Origin of the sequence: Pseudomonas sp. PvP100 (assembly GCF_017833055.1) — a bacterium.
In the GTDB taxonomy this organism is placed as follows: Bacteria; Pseudomonadota; Gammaproteobacteria; order Pseudomonadales; family Pseudomonadaceae; genus Aquipseudomonas; species Aquipseudomonas syringae.
In genome coordinates, this window is sequence record NZ_JAFIBO010000001.1 from 3,776,301 (window position 1) to 3,799,880 (window position 23,580).

General features: G+C 59.8%; 18 protein-coding genes. 9 read left to right on the forward strand and 9 right to left on the reverse strand.

What is annotated here, in order from left to right; genetic code table 11:
• Positions 1 to 128: 128 nt before the first annotated feature.
• The 3 genes from purD to JOE39_RS16055 all read left to right on the forward strand — a co-directional run bounded on the left by purD (position 129) and on the right by JOE39_RS16055 (position 4,970).
• The gene (gene purD / locus JOE39_RS16045; RefSeq protein WP_024650493.1) at positions 129 to 1,424 is read left to right on the forward strand and encodes a phosphoribosylamine--glycine ligase; all 1,296 of its coding nucleotides are present in this window, start codon (positions 129 to 131) and stop codon (positions 1,422 to 1,424) included.
• A 90-nt stretch (positions 1,425 to 1,514) separates the two neighbouring features.
• Positions 1,515 to 4,304 (forward strand): hybrid sensor histidine kinase/response regulator RetS, encoded by a 2,790-nt coding sequence (gene retS / locus JOE39_RS16050; protein ID WP_016569066.1) that lies wholly within the window; start codon positions 1,515 to 1,517, stop codon positions 4,302 to 4,304.
• Between the two features lie 69 nt (positions 4,305 to 4,373).
• Complete coding sequence (locus JOE39_RS16055) at positions 4,374 to 4,970, forward strand: MarC family protein (RefSeq protein WP_003313945.1); 597 nt, start codon at positions 4,374 to 4,376, stop codon at positions 4,968 to 4,970.
• 7 nt (positions 4,971 to 4,977) lie between these two features.
• Here JOE39_RS16055 and JOE39_RS16060 read toward each other — a convergent pair whose 3' ends face one another.
• The 8 genes from JOE39_RS16060 to cobG all read right to left on the reverse strand — a co-directional run bounded on the left by JOE39_RS16060 (position 4,978) and on the right by cobG (position 12,594).
• The gene (locus JOE39_RS16060) at positions 4,978 to 5,613 is read right to left on the reverse strand and encodes a hypothetical protein (protein ID WP_096133131.1); all 636 of its coding nucleotides are present in this window, start codon (positions 5,611 to 5,613) and stop codon (positions 4,978 to 4,980) included.
• A 35-nt stretch (positions 5,614 to 5,648) separates the two neighbouring features.
• Positions 5,649 to 6,284 carry a hypothetical protein gene (locus tag JOE39_RS16065; protein ID WP_032662561.1) on the reverse strand — a complete coding sequence of 212 codons (636 nt, stop codon included), beginning with the start codon at positions 6,282 to 6,284 and terminating at the stop codon, positions 5,649 to 5,651.
• Entirely contained in the window at positions 6,277 to 6,975 is a 699-nt protein-coding gene (locus tag JOE39_RS16070) for a hypothetical protein (protein WP_032662558.1), read from the reverse strand. The genes JOE39_RS16065 and JOE39_RS16070 overlap by 8 nt, the downstream gene beginning before the upstream one ends.
• Positions 6,976 to 7,033: 58 nt before the next feature.
• On the reverse strand, positions 7,034 to 7,849 hold the full coding sequence (locus JOE39_RS16075) for a hypothetical protein (RefSeq protein ID WP_210078562.1): 816 nt from the start codon (positions 7,847 to 7,849) through the stop codon (positions 7,034 to 7,036).
• A gap of 348 nt (positions 7,850 to 8,197) precedes the next feature.
• Positions 8,198 to 9,901, reverse strand: coding sequence for a precorrin-3B C(17)-methyltransferase (gene cobJ / locus JOE39_RS16080; RefSeq protein ID WP_210078561.1), 1,704 nt, complete (start codon positions 9,899 to 9,901; stop codon positions 8,198 to 8,200).
• Positions 9,901 to 10,632, reverse strand: a complete 732-nt coding sequence (locus JOE39_RS16085) for a precorrin-2 C(20)-methyltransferase (protein WP_003313952.1) — start codon at positions 10,630 to 10,632, stop codon at positions 9,901 to 9,903. Before JOE39_RS16085 ends, cobJ begins: the two co-directional genes overlap by 1 nt.
• On the reverse strand, positions 10,632 to 11,258 hold the full coding sequence (locus tag JOE39_RS16090) for a precorrin-8X methylmutase (protein WP_003313953.1): 627 nt from the start codon (positions 11,256 to 11,258) through the stop codon (positions 10,632 to 10,634). The genes JOE39_RS16085 and JOE39_RS16090 overlap by 1 nt, the downstream gene beginning before the upstream one ends.
• Positions 11,251 to 12,594: a precorrin-3B synthase gene (cobG, locus tag JOE39_RS16095; protein WP_096112894.1), complete on the reverse strand. Its 1,344-nt coding sequence runs from the start codon at positions 12,592 to 12,594 to the stop codon at positions 11,251 to 11,253. The genes JOE39_RS16090 and cobG overlap by 8 nt, the downstream gene beginning before the upstream one ends.
• A 135-nt stretch (positions 12,595 to 12,729) precedes the next feature.
• Between cobG and JOE39_RS16100 the strand changes: the two genes are divergently transcribed.
• The 3 genes from JOE39_RS16100 to JOE39_RS16110 are packed head-to-tail and all read left to right on the forward strand — an operon-like array spanning position 12,730 to position 15,760.
• Positions 12,730 to 13,932, forward strand: coding sequence for a bifunctional cobalt-precorrin-7 (C(5))-methyltransferase/cobalt-precorrin-6B (C(15))-methyltransferase (locus tag JOE39_RS16100; protein WP_024650486.1), 1,203 nt, complete (start codon positions 12,730 to 12,732; stop codon positions 13,930 to 13,932).
• Positions 13,932 to 15,044 (forward strand): cobalt-precorrin-5B (C(1))-methyltransferase, encoded by a 1,113-nt coding sequence (locus tag JOE39_RS16105; protein ID WP_024662973.1) that lies wholly within the window; start codon positions 13,932 to 13,934, stop codon positions 15,042 to 15,044. The genes JOE39_RS16100 and JOE39_RS16105 overlap by 1 nt, the downstream gene beginning before the upstream one ends.
• The gene (locus tag JOE39_RS16110; protein WP_046266346.1) at positions 15,041 to 15,760 is read left to right on the forward strand and encodes a cobalt-precorrin-6A reductase; all 720 of its coding nucleotides are present in this window, start codon (positions 15,041 to 15,043) and stop codon (positions 15,758 to 15,760) included. Before JOE39_RS16105 ends, JOE39_RS16110 begins: the two co-directional genes overlap by 4 nt.
• A 1,352-nt stretch (positions 15,761 to 17,112) precedes the next feature.
• Here JOE39_RS16110 and JOE39_RS16115 read toward each other — a convergent pair.
• Entirely contained in the window at positions 17,113 to 17,571 is a 459-nt protein-coding gene (locus JOE39_RS16115; protein ID WP_198700225.1) for a transposase, read from the reverse strand.
• Between the two features lie 142 nt (positions 17,572 to 17,713).
• Between JOE39_RS16115 and JOE39_RS16120 the strand changes: the two genes are divergently transcribed.
• From JOE39_RS16120 to urtA, 3 genes are all read left to right on the forward strand, one after another.
• A complete protein-coding gene (locus JOE39_RS16120; protein ID WP_010417648.1) occupies positions 17,714 to 18,175 on the forward strand; it encodes a copper chaperone PCu(A)C in 462 nt (153 codons plus the stop codon).
• Positions 18,176 to 18,568: 393 nt separating this feature from the next.
• Positions 18,569 to 22,039 (forward strand): DUF6543 domain-containing protein, encoded by a 3,471-nt coding sequence (locus JOE39_RS16125; RefSeq protein WP_210078560.1) that lies wholly within the window; start codon positions 18,569 to 18,571, stop codon positions 22,037 to 22,039.
• A 255-nt stretch (positions 22,040 to 22,294) separates the two neighbouring features.
• The gene (gene urtA / locus JOE39_RS16130) at positions 22,295 to 23,560 is read left to right on the forward strand and encodes an urea ABC transporter substrate-binding protein (protein ID WP_010417642.1); all 1,266 of its coding nucleotides are present in this window, start codon (positions 22,295 to 22,297) and stop codon (positions 23,558 to 23,560) included.
• Positions 23,561 to 23,580: the final 20 nt, after the last annotated feature.

Below are 23,580 nucleotides of genomic sequence, written 5' to 3' on the forward strand. Positions count from 1 at the left end.
CAAGCTTCAAGCTTCAAGCTAAAGCCTAACGCACTAACCATTCAACGCCATGAGCTGCACGCAAGCTGCCCCCGCTTCTACTTGCAGCTTGTAGCTAACAGCTTGTAGCTACTCCAAAGGAGTCTGTTTTGAATATTTTGATCATTGGCAGCGGCGGTCGTGAACACGCCCTGGCATGGAAAGTCGCCCAGGACCCACGCGTGCAGACGGTGTTTGTTGCACCGGGCAATGCGGGCACGGCGATCGAAGCCAAATGCGAAAACGTGGCCATCGACGTTCTGGCACTGGAGCAACTGGCGGATTTTGCTGAAAAAAACGTTGCGCTGACCATCGTCGGCCCTGAAGTGCCTTTGGTTGCAGGCGTCGTCGACCTGTTCCGCAGCCGTGGCCTGGACTGCTTCGGCCCGACCGCCGGTGCTGCGCAGCTTGAAGGTTCCAAGGCGTTTACCAAGGACTTCCTGGCGCGTCACAAGATTCCTACTGCCGACTACCAGAACTTCACCGAAATCGAGCCTGCCCTGGCCTATCTGCGTGAAAAAGGCGCGCCGATTGTCATCAAGGCCGACGGCCTGGCCGCAGGCAAGGGCGTGATCGTCGCCATGACCCTGGCAGAAGCCGAAGACGCCGTACGTGACATGCTGGCTGGCAACGCCTTTGGCGACGCCGGTTCACGCGTTGTCATCGAAGAGTTTCTCGACGGCGAAGAGGCCAGCTTTATTGTCATGGTCGACGGCAAGAATGTATTGCCCATGGCCACCAGCCAGGACCACAAGCGCGTCGGCGACGGCGACAGCGGGCCGAATACCGGCGGCATGGGCGCATACTCCCCTGCCCCGGTGGTCACCGCCGAGGTTCATCAACGTGTCATGGACCTGGTGATCTGGCCGACCGTCAGGGGCATGGCCGATGAAGGCAACGTTTACACCGGCTTCCTCTATGCTGGTCTGATGATTGATAAAGCGGGTAACCCGAAAGTCATCGAGTTCAATTGCCGCTTCGGCGACCCGGAAACCCAGCCGGTCATGCTGCGCCTGCAATCGAGTCTGGTACTGCTGGTCGAAGCTGCGCTGGCGCAAGCGCTGGACAAGATCGAAGCACAGTGGGACCCGCGCCCGAGCCTGGGTATCGTGCTGGCCGCCGGAGGCTATCCTGGCGACTACGCCAAGGGCGCAGTCATCGAGGGTCTGGACGCAGCAGCACAGCTCGAAGGCAAGATTTTCCATGCAGGCACGGCCTTGCAGGATGAGCGTGTCGTGACCAGCGGTGGTCGTGTACTGTGTGCCACAGCGCTGGGTGACAGCGTCGGCAACGCGCAGGAAAATGCCTACGCGCTGGCCGCAAAAGTCGACTGGCAAGGGTGTTTTTACCGCAAGGACATTGGCTACCGTGCCATTGCCCGTGAGCGTGGCGAAGACCAGGAGTAATCGATCGGACCAGCCTCTTCAACCAGAGGCTGGCCGGTTGGTCCGGTATTCGCGGTTTTACCAGGCATTCACTCACGAAGGGATTTCATTGTGCGCGGGCTCAGGATTGCCATAGCCTCAACCGTCGGACTGCTGACCCTGCTGTTCATGCTTTCGGCGCAGGCCGAGCATGGTGCAGGCTGGTCGACGCTGCTCGACGAAAAGGCCCACCTGACGCTGGATGAAATCCGCTCGGCGCGCTATCAGAATCAATTCAGCCCCACCGAACTGGAACGTGTCACGGCTGCGGATCGCGGCGGTGCCGTGTGGCTGCATTACCGCCTGCAACCGACCCAGCACGAACAACTCCTGCGCATCTTCGCCCCGGATCTGTCCAGCGCCGACCTGTATGTCATGGACGGCGATCAACAGATTGACCACGTGCGCACCGGCAATGACGTGCCGATTGAAGATCAGCGACTGCCGTCCAACGATTTCCTGCTACCGGTTCCGCAAAGCTCGGCCCCTCTGGATATCTACCTGAAGCTCGTCTCTGCACAGAAAATGCGCCCCAGCATCACCCTCGAACCGGCGATAAAAAGCGCCGCCAACGAGACCCAGCCGTTGCTGTTCGGGCTGCTTTTTGGCGCGCTGTCCATGCTGATCGTGCAGAACCTGACGCGTTACGGGCACACCCGGTCGCGCAGCAATCTGTGGCTGGCCGCCTGCGAATCGTTACTCGGGCTCAGTGCCCTGCTGCTGCTCAACCTGCTGCGCCCGATCGACCCGTGGAATATCGCGCAAACCCCTAGCGCGCACTTGGCACTGCTGCTGGCCGCTGTCGCAGGACTGATCTACACCTACTATTTCTTCGTCCACCGCAATGCCCGCAAGCTCGACCGTCTGTTGCTGGGCAACGCGGTGCTCATGGGGATCGGCGCCTCGCTGGTGCTGTTCGACGAGCAGTTGCCGATCAATATCCTGACGTTCGGCCTGGTCTCGTTGACCACCCTGAGCATTCTCGCGGTGTCGATGTGGCACTGGCAGAAGGGCTATCGCTCGGCGCGCCTGTTTGTCCTCGGGATGATCACCTTCAATATCGGCTACATGGTGGTCCTGCCCGGCCTGCTGTGGCTGAGCCTGGTGCCGCCGCAATGGCTGATACTGGCGCTGCTCAGCGTGTTTTGCATCAGCGGACTGCTGATGAGCCTGGCGCTCAGCGAACGGCATCGCAGCATCACCGAAGACCGGTTCAGCATCAGCCGCGATCAGGCAGCCAGCACCGCCGAAATCAACGCCAAGGCCGAGTTCCTGGCGAAGATCAGCCACGAGATTCGCACCCCGATGAATGGCGTGCTGGGCATGACCGAACTGCTGCTCGGCACCCCGCTGTCGGTCAAACAACGCGACTACGTGCAGACCATTCACAGTGCTGGTAACGAACTGCTGACGCTGATCAACGAGATTCTCGACATCACCAAGCTTGAGTCTGGGCAGATCGAACTGGACGACGTGCAGTTCGACATCGGTGCGCTGGTCGAGGACTGCCTGAATATCTTCCGCGCCAAGGCCGAGCAGCAACAGGTCGAGCTGATCAGCCAGATTCAGCCTCAGGTGCCGCGTGTCATCAATGGTGATCCGACTCGCCTGCGCCAGACGCTGCTGAGCCTGCTGGAAAACGCCCTGAAGAAGACCGACGAAGGTGAAATTCTTCTGGCCGTCGCCCTCGAGTCCTCGAAAAGCGGCAATACGCGGTTGCGCATTTCGGTTCAGGACAGCGGCGAATCGCTTTCCGATGAAGAGCGCGAAGAGCTGCTGCACGCCGAACTGCACAGCCGTAACTTCCTGGCCAGCAGCCGGCTCGGCGGCCATCTCGGGCTGGTGATCGCTCGTCAGTTGATCGTACTGATGGACGGCGAGTTCGGCATTCAGAACACTGGTGCGCAAGGCAATACGCTGTGGCTGAACCTGCCGCTGGACGCAAAGCTGCTTGAACAGCCGACCATCGATCTGGACAGCCCGCTGAAAGATGCCAGGGTGCTGGTGGTCGATGACAACGATACATGCCGCAAAGTGCTGGTCCAGCAATGCAGCGCCTGGGGCCTGAATGTCAGCGCCGTGGCGTCCGGCAAGGAGGCCCTGGCCCTGCTCAGAACCAAGGCGCACCTGCGCGACTATTTCGATGTGGTCCTGCTCGATCAGAACATGCCGGGCATGACCGGCATGCAACTGGCCGCCAAGATCAAGGAAGATCCAAGCCTGAACCACGACATTCTGTTGATCATGCTGACCGGCATCAGCAATGCGCCCAGCAAGATCATCGCGCGCAACTCCGGCATCAAGCGGATTCTGGCCAAACCGGTAGCAGGCTACACGCTCAAGACCACGTTGGCAGATGAACTGACCCAGTTGAACAAGGGTGTCGTGTCGAACAAGCCCGGCCCGGTCGTGACTCCGCCGGTCAACGTCCCTGGCGACTTCCGGATTCTGGTGGCCGAAGACAACAGCATTTCGACCAAGGTCATCCGCGGCATGCTCGGCAAGCTCAACCTCAACCCCGATACCGCGAGCAATGGTGAGGAAGCATTACGTGCCATGAAGGCGCAGCGTTATGACCTGGTGTTGATGGACTGCGAGATGCCGATACTCGACGGTTTCTCGGCCACCGAGCAATTGCGCGCCTGGGAAGTCGGCAATCAGCGCGTACGCACCCCGGTTGTTGCACTGACCGCGCATATTCTCACCGAGCACAAGGACCGGGCACGCCAGGCTGGCATGGACGGCCACATGGCCAAGCCCATCGAGCTGTCCCAGTTGCGCGAACTGGTCGAGCACTGGGTAGCGCACCGTGACAAGGCCCGCGGGCTGACGGCTGACGACGAGCGCTATCGGCAAAACTGACAGCAACGGGAAAGGCCTATGGCCTGATAGACTGGCGCTGCCATCCACCTGCTGCTGTGAGTCGAAGCCATGCTTCACGTGTTGTTCAGCGTCTATCTGAAAATGCTGGTGCTTTACAGCCCGTTTTTCGTTCTTTCATGCTTCATCAGCCTCACGCGAGGTCACTCGCGCAAGGAGCAGCGGCGCCTGGCCTGGAAGGTGGCACTGGCGACACTGGTTTCCAGCGTGCTGCTTTACCTGTTCGGACGGGTTATTTTCGATGTATTCGGCATCACGGTGGATGCGTTCAGAATTGGTGCCGGCAGTGTGCTGTTCATATCGGCACTGGGCATGGCACAGGGCAAGTCAGCGGTGCAGACCGATAATATCCAGCAGGATGTGACTATCGTTCCTTTGACCATCCCGCTTACCGTCGGCCCCGGCACGATCGGTGCGTTGCTGGTCATGGGCGTCAGCCAGCCCCACTGGGACGACAAACTTACCGCCATCCTGAGTATTGCGCTGGCCAGCCTCACCGTCGGCGTCGTGCTTTACCTCTCCAACCGTATCGAACGAATCCTCGGTGATCAGGGTTTGCAGATTGTCAGCCGCTTGATGGGATTGTTTGTCTGTGCGCTGGCCGCGCAAATCATTTTCACTGGCATCAGGGGCTACCTGCTGCCCTAGACAGGGTTCAGATACTTGCAGACCGCACCAGCCCCAGCGCCCTGCCGTCCAGATAACGCATAACCTCGTCACGGTGAGTTGCATACACCTTGCTGTCAAAGATGTAACTGCCGCCCTTGAAGTGAAACAGCAGTCTTCGTCTTCCTGGCGCATGGTCGTCAACGCTCAGGTGCAGACTGCAAAGCAAGAGGAGCATCCTGCCAGACTCATACTTTTCGCAGGGTACGACCTGAAAACTGCCCAGACGTCCCTGATCCAAGCCGTTTTGAAAGTACGACTCCGCTGCCTGATTGACCCCCATTGCAGCAACCGCACGCTGCACCATGTCGCTAAGACGCTTGCGATCCGCGGGATGACTGACCTTGAACGTCGCCTCTAATAAATCGTCGACACTGCTCACCACCAGTGAGTCACCCAAGACCAGGCCCTTTTGCTGTATGCCGCGCGTCTTGAGGCGGCTGCGGTAGTAATGCATCCAGCTGCCCCACTGGGTCTTGAAATCAAACTGCCTGCCCGCGAACAACTGAGCGTCCAGAAGCACGTTCTGAATATCCGTGCGCTCCTCGCTCGCAAGTCCGGGCAGAAACGCGACCATACTGGGGATATTGCCCAGATAGGCCGCATTCTCTGTATCTGCACTCATTTGCATTACTCCCTTCCATGGGCTTTTCCAGGTTATTAAAGACTGATGATTTCGGCTGCGGCACGATCAGCCAGCGCGTCCTGCACAGTCTGGCGAAACGGCTCGAAGCTCTGGCGACTGAAGCGGAACGCAGTAGCGACGGCATGCACCTGCATTTCGCCGCCCACTATCTGCCAGAAATAACGCGCGGGCCGCAGCGCCAGGGTGGTCATCTGCAAGCTGCACAGGAGGATCGACACTTCGTCCTTACTGCGCATTGCACATGGCATGAGCTGAAAGCTTTCAGAACGCCCGGACGTGAACCAACTGCTGAAAAAACTCGCCGCATGATCACTGCTCAATAACTTGTCGAACGAACTGCGGTACAACTGGCGAAGCTCGCCGGCATTATCGACCACGGGTAGCTGCAGTTTTCCGATATCCCTGAAACTGTGGATTTTCAATCGGGCATCGTTGATCCCGGCGCTCCGCAAACCGCCAGTGGCGGCAATCGAGCGCTGGTAAGCCTCCAGCCATGCACGCCAGTTCATCCTGGAAGAATGGTGATCATCTGCGACCAGTCGGGCATGGCGCAGACAATCGATTATGTTCTGGCGCAAATCAGGTTCAACGTTGCGGGCGAAGGACAGCAGGCCGGCGTCCGTCAGCAGGGCTTCATCCGGATCAGACATCTGAACTGCCCCCAAGCGACATGATCAGACCCGCGCGCTTGCTCGACAGCGCGGTGTCGATGCCATCGCGAAACTGCGAATAGACCTGTTCGAACAGCTGCATTGCATAGACAGTCACAGCGATGTTGCCGTAGACACTTGTCGGCTCGATGACCTCGAAAAGAAACCCGGATGACAACGGCTGACGTGTGGCGAACTGAAACTGCGCCAGTTTCAGGTTCTGCCGGGTGTCGACGAACGCCAGTTGCAGAAGCACGCTGACCTGCAACTTGCCCGCGTGATTCAAACCGCTCTGTATGGTCTGGCTGCGCAGCAGATGAAGCGCTTCGTTCGTGAAGGACTGATTGCCCACCTTACGCATGAACGCCTCCGCATGCCGGAGCGTCTCGGCTGGCACGAAGGGGGCGAGCGCACGCGTCATGCAACTCCACACCGTTTCGACAGACTCTTCCGGCAAAGGCTGGCTGGTGCGTTCGTTGGCACTCGGCAACCAACCGAAACGCTGCGCTGCGGCGAGACGGGTTTCATTCCATTTTTCGGGTTCGGCAAACTTCGAGTGTTGCTTCGATGCGGCCAACTGCACGTACAGCATCGAATCCAGCACATCGTTTTTCAGGGATACCCGCTGCGGTTCGGGGAAAAACATCAAACAGCCCGCATTGACGACTACGGCATCCAATTCCTGTTTCATGGGAAAATTCCTTTTATCCCGAAGGCGGAGGCAGTCCATGCCTCCGCCAACACTCCGGTCAGATTTCGAAATCTGCAATCGCACGTCTGGCATTATCGTCCAGCCGTTGCTGGATCATGTCGCGATGGCGCGCATACAGCGCCGTATTGAGCAACAGGCTGTCCTCACCCTTCCAGGTCTGGACACTGGTGTCCTGCCACTCCCAGAACAGTACGTTGGTGACGTCACTGTCAGCCTGAAAACTGACCGCTGCCATGGCCAGACTGACGATGCTGTCCTCGGATTCGATACAGGAGGCGATACGGAAGCTACCGCCACGATGTGCCTTGGTCTGGCTCTCGAACAGGCGCAGGGGTTCTTTTTTGGCCCTCAATGCGGCGATTGCATCTCCAGCCACCTTGAGCATCAGCAGCGATGCAGGCCCAGGTAACGCGGCAGCTGCAATGGCCGAACCAAGGATCTCCAGACCCAATTCGTCCATCGTGAAACGCTGATGGGTGGCACGATAATGCGCATAGTTCCACTGCGTGGAAAGCCAGCCCAGCTTCGAAAGCACTTCGTTGAACTTGTCATACCACTGATCACCCTGGGTTTGAGCGCTGAACGCCTTGTTGGCCACCAGGGTGGCAAACAGAAAGGAATTTATTACGTCCTGCTTGCTCTGCGCCGACATCCCGGCGGCAAATGCCAGCAGACTGCCTGCGACCACCGCCGCCTCATTGCCGGGTTTCGCGTCGGTTACGTCACGCGCCTTGGGTAAGCCTGGATTGGCCGCCGCCGCGTACGCGCCGAACGAAGTTGGGCATTCAGCCAGCTCACAGGCGGCGATGTAATCAAGGTTGTCAGTGCTGTTCATGGTTTTTTCCTGTGTCATTTCATTAGTCCTTTAATTCATGAGTCCTGGTGGACTGAATCGAGACTAACGAAATAAATCAGGCAGTTTTTTCGGTGCTTCCCGTTTGCCCCATGATGGCTTTCGCGCACCAGGCTGCCGAACGTGACACGCAGAGCGAAATTCGACGCGCCATCTGCCTCCCGGTTTACTGCGGGTGAGCGAACATTCCGGTGAGATTTCTGGCGTCGGACTACAGACTACGCAGATTGAAGAGAGCCGATTCGCTCAAGCCTGTGAGCCGAAACACCGGCTCACAGGCTTGAAGTGAGATCACCACTTCAGCACTTTCCCACAATAGGTAGCAGTTGGTATTACACGGGTGCGAGCTCACGCTGTAGGCTTGTTGCCGTACCAACGCGGCGTATAGACCCAGTTGCCGCCTTCGTGGCGCGCAAAGGTGCACGTCAGGGAAGAGCCGATCAAGACCATGGTGCGCATGTCCACCTGCTCCGGGGTCAACTCGCCGAGCGTGATAACCCTCAGAGTCTGGCCAGGACGGCCGATGTCGCGCCCCAGCGTCACGGGCGTTGCAGGGATGCGATGCTGGCGGACAATCTCCAGCGCGCGCCCCAGTTGCCAAGGTCGGGAGCGCGATATCGGGTTGTAGAACGCCAGAGCCAGATCGGCCTGGCAGGCGAGGTCCAGACGCTTTTCGATGATCTCCCAGGGCTTGAGGTTGTCGGACAGCGACAGCACACAGAAATCATGCCCCAGCGGCGCACCGGCCTGGGCTGCGGTGGCCAGAGAGGCCGAGACACCGGGCAGAATCTCCAGCTCGACCGCATGCCAGTGAGGATTATCCGACTCATGCAACGCTTCAAGCACCGCTGACGCCATGGCGAACACTCCCGGATCACCGGACGACACCACGACCACCGAGCGGCCTTGAGCAGCCAGCTCGAAGGCATGTCGGGCACGCTGCATTTCTTCGCGATTGTCAGTGCAGTGCAGCACTTGGTCTGCACGAAACGGCCCCGCCATGCGCACATAGGTCTCATAGCCCAGCACATCGTTGGCACGTGCCAGTTCGGCCTTGACCGCAGGCACCATCAGATCTGCTGCGCCAGGGCCCAGGCCAATGACTGCAACGCGGCCACGTCCGCGACCGATGCTCTGCACCTCCAGCGGTTGCGCCGCGACAGCAATCGCTGTGTGGGCGTCGACGCAAAGCGGTGGCAACAGCTGCGGCACAGCCTTCATGGCCATCTCGCTGGCCGCAGCGGCGCTGACGAATCGCACCGCAACGTCCAGCTCGGCGGCAGCCTTGTGCAGGTGCGGATTGGCCATCTGCTCCTCGGCAGCCAACAGACAGGCCAGAGACTGCCCGGCGATACGTGCTTCGCGCAGGGCCGAGCGCACGTGCTCAACCAGTTGGTCAGTGAGGTCAGTCAGCGCAACCAGCACATTACGCGGGTAGATCAGCAATTCATGGGGTGAAGGCTCGCGCAGGGCACTGCCGACATGGATGGCCAGCGCCGCCTGTGGATCTTCGGGCAGTTGCGCCTGAGCCAGCCACGGGGCTTGGCCCTCGATGCGCACGGATTCACCGGATAGCAGGTCGGAAACGAAACGCTTGCCCAGCTCCAGATCGCCCAGCGCATAGCCGCTTGGTGGATTGAGCAGGCAGGTGCCGAAACGCAGCTCGCCGCTGGTAGTGATCGCCGGCGCAACGCCAAGCCCGCTGGCGATGCTGCGCGCCAGAACATTCACCCCGCCAAGGCCGCCGAGCAGCGGCACCACGGCGCTGCCGTCTTCGGCCACAGCGAGCACCGGCGGTTCGGCGCCCTTCTCCAGCAGCACGGCGGCCAGAGTGCGAATAACGATACCGGCCGCACAAAGGGCGATGATCGGCGTGTTCTGTTGATACAACTGGCGCAGCGTCGCGCCGAACTCACTGTAAGTACGGTCGGCACCCTGCACGCGCTCGGCCAGGCCATGAATCAGCGCATCGGGAAACAGCTGTTGAATGCGCCGCGCGGTAGCAAGGCTGCCATTGCCGAGAATGACGATGGCCGGAGTCATGGAGGTCATTAGCCTTGCCACCTGTCGCCAGGGACGATAATCAACGAAAAATAGGGAGACGACGTCGGGTCGACCTGATCCAGCGGAACGATTTTCTGGTTGCTCATCGTGGCGCGCTCGACATACAGCGCACGCCCGGCCATCCCCAGTTCGATCAGCACTTCGCGGACCTTGTGGAAGTTGCGCCCCAGTTTCATGATCACCGCCGCGTCGGCATCGGCCAGCTTGCGTTTCAGGTCATCGTGGGACAGCACACCGGACAGCACCGACAGGCTCTGATTGCGATACACCAGCGGCGCGCCCAGCACCGAAGCACCGCCGAGCATCGAGCACACGCCCGGAATCACTTCAGCGTCGTAGTGCTCGGCCAGACGATCGTGCAGGTACATGTAGGAGCCATAGAAAAACGGATCGCCTTCGCAGATCACCGCCACATCGCGTCCGGCGTCCAGGTGCGCGGCAATGTGCCGGCTGGATTCGTCGTAGAAGTCGCTGATGAGCTTTTCGTAGGACAGTGTTGCCGGCAATGCCTCGGTGGTAACCGGGTAGACCAGCGGCATCAGGGTCTGAACGTCCTGCAGATGCGCTTCGATGATGCCGAATGCGTTGCCCTTTTTACCCTTGGCCACGAAATACGCCACCACCGGCGACTCGCGCAGCAGGCGCAGGGCCTTGACGGTGATCAGCTCCGGGTCGCCGGGACCGACGCCCAGGCCAATCAATCGACCGCGTGCCTGCATCATTCGATCTCCGTGGCCAGTGCGTTGACAGCGGCCACGGCCATGGCGCTGCCGCCACGACGGCCCTGCATGATCACGAACGGCACGCCGCGGCTGTCGGCGGCGAGCATCGCCTTGGACTCGGCGGCGCCGACAAAACCGACCGGAAAACCGAGAATCAGCGCAGGCTTCGGCGCACCGGCATCGAGCATTTCCAACAGGTAGAACAGCGCGGTCGGCGCGTTGCCGATGACCACCACGCTGCCTTCCAGGTGCGGACGCCACAACTCGAGCGCCACCGCAGAACGCGTATTGCCCAGCTCCAGGGCCATTTCCCGTACGCCTTCATCATGCAAGGTGCAGATGATCGGGTTATTGGCGGGCAGACGGGTGCGGGTGATGCCTTCGGAGACCATCCGCGCATCGCACAGGATCGGCGCTCCGGCGGCCAGAGCGTTGCGCCCGGCAGCACCGGCACCCGGCGAGAAGCGCAGGTCTTCGATGACTTCGACCATCCCGCAGGCATGGATCACGCGCACGGCGAGTTTTTCCAGGTCGGCAGGGATCGTGTCAAGACGCGCTTCGGCGCGAATGATCGAGAAAGAGTTGCGATATATCTCCTGACCATCGCGGATGTAATCAATCATGCATGTTGCTCCGTGAGCCGGCGTTCAACTGCGCACCGACTGCTTCAATAGTAAGGTTGCGCGCGCGCAGCACGCCGAAACCGGCATGCGCTGTATCGCGAAAATAAAGATCGTAACGGCCCGGCGCGACAGCCAGCAAGGTTACTGGCGCTACGTGGGCGGCGGCGCAGGAACGCGTGCAGCCGCTCAAGTGAACAGCCTGGCCGGTAGCCAGCACGGCAGCCAGTTGCAGGGCGTCGGCCTTGGTGTCGGCCAGCCCCTTGGCGCACCCGGCAGAACCGGTACAGGCGAGCATTTGCGCCAGCGGTTGCCCGGCCGCCCCGACGAAGCCCGATGCCTGCAACGCGCCCAGCACCGCCGTCGCGCGCTCGACCGGCACGTTGGGCAATAACAGGCTTTGCCAGGGCGTCAGACGCAGAGTGCCATCGCCCTGATCCGCAGCCAGTTGCGCCACGCTGGAAAGCATCGCCGCATCGAGACGCCCCAACGGTACTGCAGCGCCCACCGCAACCTGGTCAGGCTGGGCCTGTGGATAAACACCGATATGCCGAGTGCCCTGAATGGCCGGACGCTGCCAATCGGTGATCGCCTTATCGGTCCGCACTGTGCAGCCGGACCGAGTCGACAGCTCGCGCAGCAGATCGGCGGTCGATACCTCGGCCAGCAGGTGCCGCATCCGGGTGTGCTCGGGGCGGGCCAGGTCGAGAAACAGTTCCAGCAGTGCGACAACCAGCGTCTTCCCCTCGGCCACAGGAACAGCGGCCAGCGGTCGATCACGGGCCGGACAGCCGGCCAACCCGAACGCCAGCAACACTTCGTTATCGAATTTCAGCGCCGACAGCCACACGTCGTGCGGGTGTTCGAGCATGACCAGCGCTTCGCCAGCGTCCAGCGACAGGGCGAACTTGGGGGACAGCTCATGAAAACGCGGGTGATGTTCCAGCGCGTCGAGAATCTGCGCCGCCAGCGGCCGGGCATCGAAGAGCATCTGCGGGTCCAGCCCGGCCGTCGGGCTAAGCATCAGGTTGCGCACATCGTCGCTGGCCGGGTTGGCGGGGCCGAGCCCTGCCGCCATCAAGGCACTGATCAACCCGTCATGATCAGCACCAATGCCGCGAATCTGCAGGTTGGCGCGGTTGGTGGCTTCAATAACGCCGTGTGCATAGGTGCGCGCGGCCTCGGCGACGGCCATGGCCTGCGCACTGCTGATCACCCCGCCCGCCAGCTTGATCCGGCAGATCCCGCCGTCCAGTGCCGGGACGATACGCAGCAACCCCGGACAGGCCGAGGGGCGTAGCGTTGCAGAGGATGTGCGAGCGGACTGCTGCTCGTTCAATGGGTCACCCGATGTGAACTGGCTGGAAACGGACGTTGATTAGAGCACTTGTACCCCGTCGGGCGCGGTATTATGCCTGCTTTGTCCGCAGGCATGAAAAGGCGCTCTGTCGGAAGTTCGGATTGAGGTAGGTACATGTCACCGTGGCTGACAGTCGTGGGAATCGGAGAAGACGGTTACAAGGGGCTCGGCAAGAACGCCAGACACGCTCTGCTGCACGCTGATCAGGTGTTCGGCGGCCCGCGCCAGCTGGCGTTGCTGCCACCGTGCATTCGCGCCGAGCGACGTGCGTGGCCGAGTCCTTTCTCGTTGAACCCTGTGCTCGAGCAGCGGGGTGCCGAGATCTGCGTACTGGCCAGTGGCGACCCGATGATGTTCGGCGTCGGCGCCAGTCTTGCACGCGTGGTCAGCATTGATGAAATGCGCATCCTGCCCGCACCCTCCTCTTACTCTCTGGCTGCAGCCCGCCTAGGCTGGCCGCTGCAAGACGTGGTCACCCTGTCGGTGGTTGCCCGGCCGGTGGCGGCGCTGAACGCACACTTCCACCATGGCATGCGTCTGCTGGTGTTGAGCAACGACGGCAGCAGCCCCGCCGTGATTGCCGGCTTGTTGCGCGAGCGCGGCTTTGGTCCAAGCCGCATGACCGTCCTGGAACATCTGGGTGGCGAAGCCGAGCGACGCGTCGAGGGGCTGGCCAGCGAGTGGGGCAACCCCGAGATCGCTGCGCTGAACCTGGTTGCCATCGATTGTCGCGCCGACGCCAGCGCCATCCGTCTGAGCCCCATTTCAGGTCTGCCGGACAGCGCCTTCGAACATGACGGCCAGCTCACCAAGCGCGACGTACGCGCCATCACCCTCGCCCGCCTTGCGCCGCTACCGGGCGAACTGTTGTGGGATGTCGGCGCGGGCTGCGGCTCCATCGGCATCGAATGGATGCGCGCGCACCCGACCTGCCGGGCGATGGCCATCGAAGCCGATGAAGGCCGCCAGCAACTGATCGAATTCAACCGCGACGCACTCGGCGTGCCTGGCCTGCAAGTGGTGCGGGGCAGCGCGCCTCAGGCATTGAGTGGTCTGGAACGCCCGGATGCGATTTTCATCGGCGGTGGCGTGACGCGTATCGGCGTACTGGAGACCTGCTGGGAACAGCTGCGCCCGGGCGGCCGACTGGTCGCCAATGCGGTCACCCTGCAAAGCGAAACCGCCTTGATGGCCTGGCGCGAACGGCATGGCGGCGAGCTGACCCGTATCCACGTCGCCCACGCGCAGCCCCTCGGCGAATTCGACACGTGGCGTCAGGCGTTGCCGATCACCCTGCTGGACGTAGTCAAACCCTGATGCGCGAAGAAACCGCCGAACAGCCTGCGCCACTGCGCAGTGGCCTGACCACTGGCAGCTGTGCGACCGCAACCAGCCTGGCGGCGGCGCGACTGTTGCTCTGCGGGCAGGTCAGCGACGCGGTGGGTATCGTCCTGCCAAAGGGCAAACAGGTGCAGATGCGTCTGGAATTCTGCCGGCTTGTGGATAACTTCGCGGAAGCCGCAACCCTCAAGGATGCCGGCGATGATCCGGATGTCACCCACGGCGCGCTGGTGTTTGCCCGGGTCAGGCTGCAAACAGCGGCGGGCGTGCGCTTCGTCGCGGGTGCAGGTGTCGGCACTGTGACCCGCCCAGGGCTGGTGCTGGCAGTGGGTGAGCCGGCCATCAACCCGGTGCCTCGGCGCATGATGACCGAGCACTTGCTGCAACTGGCCGAAGAACAAGGCTACAGCGGCGGATTCGAAGTCACGATCGGCGTCGAGGGCGGCGAGGCGCTGGCGCTCAAGACCATGAACCCGCGCCTTGGCATTCTCGGCGGACTGTCGATTCTCGGCACCAGCGGGATCGTCCGGCCGTTCTCCTGCGCAGCCTATATCGCCTCGATCCATCAGGGCATCGACGTCGCCACCACCAACGGCTATCGGCATATCGCCGCCTGCACCGGCAATGCCAGCGAAGACACCATGCGCCGCGTCTACAAAATTCCGGACATCGCCCTGATCGAGATGGGCGACTTCGTCGGTGCGGTGCTCAAGCACTTGCGCAAGGTGCCTGTGGATAAGTTGAGCGTGTGCGGCGGCTTCGGCAAGATCAGCAAGCTGGCCGCCGGCCATATGGACCTGCACAGCCGCCATTCCAGCATCGACCTGCCACAGCTGGCGCAATGGGCTAGGGATGTTGGCGCGGATGCAGGCCTGCAACAGCAGATCCTTGCAGCCAACACCAGTCAGCAAGCGCTGGCGATAAGCGCCGCGGCGGGTGTGCCACTGGGTGACGAAGTGTGTCGCCATGCGCTGAATTTTGCGCGCAGCATCGTGCCTGCGAGCGTTCAGGTGGAGGTTTTCGCCATTGATCGTCAGGGCGGGCTGGTGGGTCAGGCTGGCGTTCACTCACAGAGAGAAGCGACATGAAACGCATACTGCTGCTGGGCGGTATTACCGAGGCTCTGGCCATTGCGCGAAGGCTCGGGCCTGAGCACATCTACAGCCTGGCGGGCGTGGGCCGGGTGCCGTCGGATCTGGCCTGCCAATTGAAGGTCGGCGGTTATGGCGGCGCCGAGAGCATGGCGCAGTACATGGGCGAACAGGGCGTCGACTTGCTGCTGGACGCCACCCATCCGTATGCCGCACAGATCAGCCACAACGCAGCGCGTGCGGCCAAACTGGCTGGCATTCCCTGCTGGGCTTTGCGCCGCACCGCGTGGCAGGCAGGTCCGGGAGATGACTGGCGCGAAGTGGCTGACTGGTCAGAACTGGCCACTGCCCTGCTTCCTTTCAAGCGCCCGCTGTTCACGCTGGGTCGCGAGCCCTTGCAGCACTTGCACGAAATACCGCCGCACCAGTTCTGGACACTCCGGGCACTGGACGACTACCCCGGCAACGAACGCTGCGAAGTGATCGGCGCACGCGGCCCATTCATGCTGGAAGACGAACGCCAGTTGTTCGAACAGCGCCGCATCGACGTACTGATCAGCAAAAACAGCGGCAGCAGCTCCACCGAACCCAAACTCGACGTCGCCCGCGAACACGGCCTGCCCGTCCTGATCCTCAAACGCCCACAGTTGCCTGACGTCGACCGGCTGTTCTGGGGTGTGGATGAGGTGCTGGAGGCCTTGGGGTTGGATTAATGAGCGGTCTTTAGTCCTCACTGATAGCCCTGAAAACACCTCGGACCTGTGGGAGTGAGCTTGCTCACGAAGAGGCCGGTGCAGTCGCTAAAAATCTGTTGATCCGTTAATACGCCTTCGCGAGCAAGCTCACTCCCACAAGGTCAGCGGTGCTGCAGAATATCCACTTGGCTCGAAATACCCCGAGCCTGCGGAAATAAGCCACATAGCTTGAAAACACCTCGGACCTGTGGAAGTGAGCTTGCTCACGAAGAGGCCAGTGCAGTCGCTAAAAATCTGTTGATCCGTTAATGCGCCTTCGCAAGCAAGCTAGCTCCCACAAGGTCAGCGGTGCTGCAGAATATCCACATGGCTCGAAATACCCCCGAGCCTGCGGAAATAAGCCACAGAGCTTGAAAACACCTCGGACCTGTGGAAGTGAGCTTGCTCACGAAGAGGCCAGTGCAGTCGCTAAAAATCTGTTGATCCGTTAATACGCCTTCGCGAGCAAGCTCACTCCCACAAGGTCAGCGGTGCTGCAGAATATCCACATGGCTCGAAATACCCCGAACCTCTGGAAATAAGCCACAGAGCTTGAAAACACCTCGGTCCCGTGGGAGTGAGCTTGCTCACGAAGAGGCCGGTGTAGCCGCTGAAAATCTGTTGATCCGTTAATACGCCTTCGCGAGCAAGCTCTCTCCCACAAGATCAGCGGTGCTGCAGAATATCCACATGGCTCGAAATACCCCCGAGCCTGCGGAAATAAGCCGCATAGCTTGAAAAACCCTCTGACCTGTGGGAGTGAGCTTGCTCACGAAGAGGCCTGTGCAGCCGCTGAAAATCTGTTGATCCGTTAATGTGCCTTCGCAATCAAGCTAGCTCCCACAAGATCAGCGGTGCTGCAGAATATCCACATGGCTCGAAATACCCCCGAGCCTGCGGAAATAAGCCACATAGCTTGAAAACACCTCGGTCCCGTGGGAGTGAGCTTGCTCACGAAGAGGCCAGTGCAGTCGCTAAAAATCTGTTGATCCGTTAATGCGCCTTCGCAAGCAAGCTAGCTCCCACAAGGTCAGCGGTGCTGCAGAATATCCACATGGCTCGAAATACCCCGAGCCTGCGGAAATAAGCCACATAGCTTGAAAACACCTCGGACCTGTGGGAGTGAGCTTGCTCACGAAGAGGCCGGTGCAGCCGCTGAAAATCTGTTGATCCGTTAATACGCCTTCGCGAGCAAGCTCGCTCCCACAAGGTCAGCGATGCTGCAGAATATCCACATGGCTCGAAATACCCCGAGCCTTTGGAAATAAGCCACATAGCTTGAAAACACCTCGGACCTGTGGGAGTGAGCTTGCTCACGAAGAGGCCGGTTTTCACAGCCAAATTGCGTCCCATAAGGGATAATCGCGCACGCTTTTGACCAGGTTGGCTCGAACAGGATTGGCAACGATATAACGGGCAAAATCCAAAAGGCTTTCTTCAGTGCGGATGCTGACGTCGTGGAACCCGCTTTGCCAAAAAGGTCCACTGCAGCCTCTGGCTCTGTTTATGGCGATCGCACTTTTCGATTTAACGCGCTGTACAACGCTGGATAATGAGTGACTATTCAACTGCAGCAGCCAGTGAATGTGGTCGGGCATTACCACCCAGGCTAATGAATCGGCCAGTTGCTGCTCTTCAACGTGTCGAAGTTCATCAACCAGCAGACGGCCCATGCGCCAATCGGAAAAAACAGGATTTCTCTGGAATGTTTTTGCGGTGACTAAATACATTTGGCCCGTACGGGAGAATCGCCCCAAGCGCAAACGATGTGACTGTGCCCTTTCATTCATCCTCATCACCCAATGGCTGCATGCCGGGGAACGACTGTACGAAACGGGCTCACTCAGCAGCGCTCAAAGGTTTGCCCAAGTGTTTCGGATGTCCAATTGAGCTACCTTTCACTCCTTCATCGAATCCCCGGAGAATCTCCCCATGCTCAAAAAAGCATTGCTGCTGGCCGCACTGCTGCTGCCAGCCTGTGTCGTCCATGCCCATGAGTACAAGGCCGGGGCGTTGCTGATTGGCCACCCATGGTCAATGGAGCTACCGCCCAACGCACCGACGGTGGCGGCGTATTTCACCCTCGAGAACAAAGGTGACAGCGCTGACCGCCTGATTAGCGTCGACACGCCCATCGCCGGGCAGGCGCAATTGCATGAGCATGTACATGCCGACGGGCTGATGAAAATGCAGCACGTTCAAGCGGTCGACATACCGGCTGGCGCGAAGGTGGCTTTCGCCCCGATGGCCTGGCACGTGATGTTGCTGGACATCAAGGACCGTTCCAAGCTGGTCGTCGGCCAGCGCTTTCCAATGACTCTGCATTTCGAAAAGGCGGGGGATGTCGAGGTGCAGGTCGTGGTACAAAAACAGGCTCCGGAACATCAGCACTGAGTAGTTTTCACGGGCAGGGCCAAGAGCTGATGTCTTCAGCGATACTGTCGCGGCGACACTCCTGGCACCCAAGACCGATGCTGATTCTCCGGGCGCTTTATCGAATAGTGCTTTCGCGCTTTGCCAAAACAGCGGCGACAGCTTAGATTGCTCACTGCGGGGCCTGAAACCACTGAGTGGCGTTGTGATGAATTCCTCCTCATACCCGGTTTCAGGCCCCGCCCTCAACTCAATCTTGCGCGTTTCCGAGACTTCCTACCGATCAGACAGCCGATGCTGCAGTCCTCTGACTGCGCAGGCCGATACCTGCGTGCCTTCAAGCCTGACTATATGAAATGAACCGCCCGGCATATGCCTCTAGCGGATCATCCATCATGCAGACGAATCGGCACCATGACCTTACCGCGCACCGCATCAACCCAGGCTCTAAACGCCTCGCTTGCCAGCGATACCTATCCACCCGACTTCAGCAAGACGACCCAGGAACTGGCCCGTACCCTGCTTCACCCCCTCAAACCCGAGCTGGATGTCGAGACGACCTGGCTGACCTACCGTGACAGCGAGGTCGAATTCGACCACGGGAGCAACATACACAGGGTTCCACTGATCCCTGGCCTGATCGAATACTTCACCGGCCATTTGCAATGGATCGACAATGATGTAGTCGCTCTCCACCCGCCTCTTGACACGCCCTCCCCAACGTCTGACACACAGCAACCTGACGTCAAGCCACCAGCCATTCAGCCGCTGGGGCGGGCAGCGACCGTAACGTTCTTCACCGAGGTCAGCGAGCAACTGGAGCAGTGCTATACACAAAATCTTGCAGACTACTGGAGCACTGCGACGCTTGATGGCGAAACCCGGAGCAGCCGGTTTGTCGCAGAGCAGATCGAGTGCCTGACATCCGAATGTGCAGTGCTGATCGCCTTGGGAAAGATGACAACCGGGCACTACAGCCTGCTTTCGGCCGCCCTCGGGCCCTGTGCCACAAATGCGACAGAGGGTTTCGCAGACTTACAGCCGCACAGTGTTTACAGCCTGTCGGCACGAGACGGCGACGGCCCCTCGCTGTCACTTTACGGCGCGTTTGCCATTGCCCGGCGTCTTCGTGATGCGCCGGTCCAGCCAGACCTGGAAGAGCTGGAAGATGTCCTGCTGTTTACGCCCCATGACGGGCTGGAAGCATTTGCCTCATTGCAACAGTTGAACGACGCGCTTGTTCAGCGAGTGACTGAACCCGAGTACCGAGGACGTTTGGGCGACGGCGTCACCGCCGGGCAGGCAAGCCCCACCAACCCCACCCCTGTCTTGCAATGGCAATACACCCTGATGGACGGCAATTTTCTCAGCCTGCTGCTTGCCCGGCAGGTTGTCGCGCAGCAGTCGGTCTTCGCTCAGACTGTACAGCTGGCCCGCTCTCAGAAGATGGACGCGGTCTGTTTCGAGCAAATGATAGCGAATTTGCTGAAACCCAGGATTTACTTCGACAACCACTGGCGACTCGACGAATTCGACAGCGATCTGGTGAAAAGCCAGATGCCCGATTGGTGGAAAACCATGACGCTGACGCAGCGTCAGGCATGGCATTGCCAGGCACAGCGGTTTGGCGAGTTGGTGGTGAACATGCGCAAAGCCAGCAAGGAGCACTTCGGCCAGGCGGAAAATGACAGCCGCACCTATCCGACCCGCTATATCGACAAGCAACTGGCTCAACTACTGAACCGGCTATCCATTACGGCAACAGCGCAACAGATCAATATTTCACTGACCTACAGGGCGGGCATCGAAGTGCTCGATATTCCCGGCGCGCCTGTATTGCCAGAAACCAAGACCGAGAACGTTTCGCTCAGGCAACTGGCACATACCCAAGCCCTGCACACCAAGGCCAAGGATGCCGTGCTTCTACGCGCTGTCGACGCTGAAGGCGTCTCCCTTGCGCACTTGGACAAGCAGGCCGTAACGGAGCTGATTGCCACGCTGGAAGATCCCCGACACCTCAGTGATTACCTTGACCTGCACCTGAAAACATCGGCGTATGCACAGCAGCTCAAGCGGTCAGAAAAAGCCATGTTGCGAGCTCAGATGAAGATGGCGCTGCTGGAGATCGAACAACAGGCTTTTGCACACCCCGGCCGCGAATGGATCAAGGCTGTGCTGGATTCGCCAGGAATTCAAGGACGGCGAACCATCAACGAGCAAGCCATTGAAGTCCGTTTTTTCAGCGTCAACCAATTCAAGATGACCAACGTGATGCTGATTGCTCCAGCCGGAACATTCGAGAAGGGGCCGCTGGTGCTGTGCACGCTGGATGCTGCCGACGGTGTCGTTTTCCGCTGGTTCAACAGCATGTATCACCTGACCACCAGTTTTCTGGAAGAGGCACCCTTCCAGCAGTATCTGATTCAACAAATACCGGTTTCCAGGCGTATTGAGACGCTGCATGCCATGCAGTACGAAAAGGAAGCGAAGCATTGGCGTCTGCCCGAAGTATTCACCCAACTGACGCTGCTACCGATCCCGTCAAGGCTGCTGCGCCCGGTCGTGTTTGTTAGCCAGAGCAAAGACATTTACGAGGAAAATCATGAGACCAAGATCAACCATCTGATCAACGAAGCCAAACGGCAGATGAGCCTGACCACCGGTACAGGGCAATCGGGTCGGGGATTCGATCTGATCGCGAGCATTGCGATTCTGTTTCTGCCTGGCCCGATCATGATGCCTGTCTCGCTGGGCGCTGGCCTTTACAAAACCTGGAGCGCTTTTTCGAAAATCGATGAAAACGACCTGGAAGGCGCCGCCGAGGAGTTTCTGAGCGCCCTCAGCTACCTTGCCATTGCCTTGGTCGGCCACTTGGCGCTGGCCTTGAAACCGGCAGGAATCGCCGCAAAAACGGTGAGACGTCCGCACCTGGTACGCAGAGTCGGTCGCGATGGTCAGGCACAGATCGGCTACCTCCTGTCGCATTCAAAGGCGCCGCGTTTCGCAGACTCGAAATTGATCGCTGCCATGGACCCCAAACGCTTCGTCGCCATTGAGGTAGAAGGCCAGACCTGCTTCATAAGCCGACGGGCCAACGTGTTCGGCCACTCACGCCTTTATCGGGTAAACCCGATGGATACCACGCAATTGGTGCACGGGCAGGAGTTTGCTCTTCGCAGCACGACCGGGGTCTGGAAAATCGTGGGCAAACAGATCCCGCGTATGAGTCAGTCCGCAATCCGCAATGCCGAGGCGCGGCTGACCAGCCTGACAACTCTCTGGCCGGCGTCTCTGGAGGAAGCAAGTAGCACCGAACGCTTGAGTTTCGAGACCGACTACCTGGCGCTGGCCAAGACATCCAACGCAGAAAACTTTTCCGAAATCACCGCCTACGTGGAAGGTGGTTCAACGGACATCAACCCGCTGCTGCGAAGCGGTGTGCGCAACGCCACCACGCGCAGGTTTCTACGTCAGTTCCACAAGCTCAAGGCGTGGGAAGGCACCGCATTTCGCGCCACCTATGTGTCCAGCGACGGGGTGGCCTGCCTTGAGCGCGAAGTGGGTGCAGTGTTTACCGACAATGGCGTGCAGTCTGCATCAATGTCGCGAGCCAATGCCTCCAGATGGAGCCAGGACGGGTTCGTGAGTCGCAACGCCAATGCCGAAAACCACCCGGTGTTTTTCATCTTTGCACCGGCGGTGCCCAAGAAGAACATGTTCACCGGTTTTCTTGGTGATCACGTGGCCATTGCGCCGGGGACATACGTGCAACTGGGTGCGACCAAGCGGGTCAACGGACAGCTGTTTGCCTGGTTTGATGCGCCTGAACAACTGGTTGATCAGACCTACGATCTCTATACCGGAGAACAGGAACTCTGGGTCTGAAACCCTCACGCGGCTGATCCGGGAAGCCGGCCTTAACTGGCCGGCGCTCCTGCGAAGCAGCCTTGCACCATTGCAGAGCCCGGAGCGCCCGCGGGGCAAAGCCGGGTTCCACCTTGGTGCACACCCTCCACGAACCGCGACACATTCGTTTCATTTTGCGACGTTTCTACGTTGGCCCAGACCTTGCTAAAGCTTGAAAGCGCAATGAAATGTACCGCCGCCAAACCATCAAATAATGTACTAAGGGAGCAGTCAATGAAGCGTCGCAGCCTGATCAAAGCCTTTACCCTGTCCGCATCGATCGCCGCCATGGGACTGGCCTGGACCGTTCAGGCTGCCGAGACCATCAAGGTCGGCATTCTGCATTCGTTGTCCGGCACCATGGCCATCTCCGAGACGTCGCTCAAGGACATGGCCTTGATGACCATCGACGAAATCAACGCCAAAGGCGGCGTCAACGGCAAGATGCTGGAGCCGGTCGTCGTCGACCCTGCGTCCAACTGGCCGCTGTTCGCGGAAAAAGGCCGTCAGTTGCTGACCCAGGACAAGGTCGCCGTGGTATTCGGCTGCTGGACATCGGTGTCGCGCAAATCAGTGCTGCCGGTCTTCGAAGAGCTCAACGGGCTGCTGTTCTACCCGGTGCAGTACGAAGGCGAAGAGATGTCGCCCAATGTTTTCTACACCGGCGCTGCGCCTAACCAGCAGGCCATCCCTGCCGTCGAATATGTCATGAGTGAAGATGGCGGCTCGGCCAAACGCTTCTTCCTGCTCGGCACCGACTACGTCTACCCGCGTACTACCAACAAGATTCTGCGCGCATTCCTGCATTCCAAAGGCGTGAAAGATACCGATATCGAAGAGGTCTACACCCCGTTCGGTCACTCCGATTATCAAACCATCGTGGCCAACATCAAGAAGTTCTCCGCCGGTGGCAAGACGGCCGTTATCTCCACCGTCAACGGCGACTCCAACGTGCCGTTCTACAAGGAACTGGCCAACCAGGGCCTGAACGCTACCGACGTACCGGTTGTGGCCTTCTCGGTAGGCGAAGAAGAACTGCGCGGCATCGACACCAAGCCACTGGTAGGCCATCTGGCCGCCTGGAACTACTTCCAGTCGGTGGAAAACCCGGTCAACAAGAAGTTCGTGGCTGACTGGACGGCCTACGCCAAAAAGAAAAACCTGCCAGGCGCTGACAAGGCCGTGACCAACGACCCGATGGAAGCCACGTATGTCGGCATTCACATGTGGGCGCAGGCGGTCGAGAAAGCCAAATCCACTGACGTGGACAAGGTCCGTGAAGCCATGGCCGGCCAAACGTTCGCAGCGCCGTCGGGCTTTACCCTGACCATGGACAAGACCAACCACCACTTGCACAAGCCCGTGATGATCGGCGAAATCCAGGACGACGGACAGTTCAACGTCGTGTGGCAGACCAAAGAGCCGATCCGCGCCCAGCCATGGAGCCCGTACATCCCTGGCAACGACAAGAAGCCGGACACCCCGGCGAAGAGCAACTGAAGGATAAAAGCCGACTGCTG

Excerpts from the sequence above, each read along its gene's own strand:
- JOE39_RS16055 (WP_003313945.1), top strand. The coding sequence starts at position 4,374 with ATGCTTCACGTGTTGTTCAGCGTCTATCTGAAAATGCTGGTGCTTTAC.
- JOE39_RS16060 (WP_096133131.1), bottom strand. The coding sequence starts at position 5,613 with ATGAGTGCAGATACAGAGAATGCGGCCTATCTGGGCAATATCCCCAGT.
- JOE39_RS16065 (WP_032662561.1), bottom strand. The coding sequence starts at position 6,284 with ATGTCTGATCCGGATGAAGCCCTGCTGACGGACGCCGGCCTGCTGTCC.
- JOE39_RS16070 (WP_032662558.1), bottom strand. The coding sequence starts at position 6,975 with ATGAAACAGGAATTGGATGCCGTAGTCGTCAATGCGGGCTGTTTGATG.
- JOE39_RS16075 (WP_210078562.1), bottom strand. The coding sequence starts at position 7,849 with ATGACACAGGAAAAAACCATGAACAGCACTGACAACCTTGATTACATC.
- cobJ (WP_210078561.1), bottom strand. The coding sequence starts at position 9,901 with ATGACCTCCATGACTCCGGCCATCGTCATTCTCGGCAATGGCAGCCTT.
- JOE39_RS16085 (WP_003313952.1), bottom strand. The coding sequence starts at position 10,632 with ATGCAGGCACGCGGTCGATTGATTGGCCTGGGCGTCGGTCCCGGCGAC.
- JOE39_RS16090 (WP_003313953.1), bottom strand. The coding sequence starts at position 11,258 with ATGATTGATTACATCCGCGATGGTCAGGAGATATATCGCAACTCTTTC.
- JOE39_RS16100 (WP_024650486.1), top strand. The coding sequence starts at position 12,730 with ATGTCACCGTGGCTGACAGTCGTGGGAATCGGAGAAGACGGTTACAAG.
- JOE39_RS16105 (WP_024662973.1), top strand. The coding sequence starts at position 13,932 with ATGCGCGAAGAAACCGCCGAACAGCCTGCGCCACTGCGCAGTGGCCTG.
- JOE39_RS16110 (WP_046266346.1), top strand. The coding sequence starts at position 15,041 with ATGAAACGCATACTGCTGCTGGGCGGTATTACCGAGGCTCTGGCCATT.
- JOE39_RS16115 (WP_198700225.1), bottom strand. The coding sequence starts at position 17,571 with ATGAATGAAAGGGCACAGTCACATCGTTTGCGCTTGGGGCGATTCTCC.
- JOE39_RS16120 (WP_010417648.1), top strand. The coding sequence starts at position 17,714 with ATGCTCAAAAAAGCATTGCTGCTGGCCGCACTGCTGCTGCCAGCCTGT.
- JOE39_RS16125 (WP_210078560.1), top strand. The coding sequence starts at position 18,569 with ATGACCTTACCGCGCACCGCATCAACCCAGGCTCTAAACGCCTCGCTT.
- urtA (WP_010417642.1), top strand. The coding sequence starts at position 22,295 with ATGAAGCGTCGCAGCCTGATCAAAGCCTTTACCCTGTCCGCATCGATC.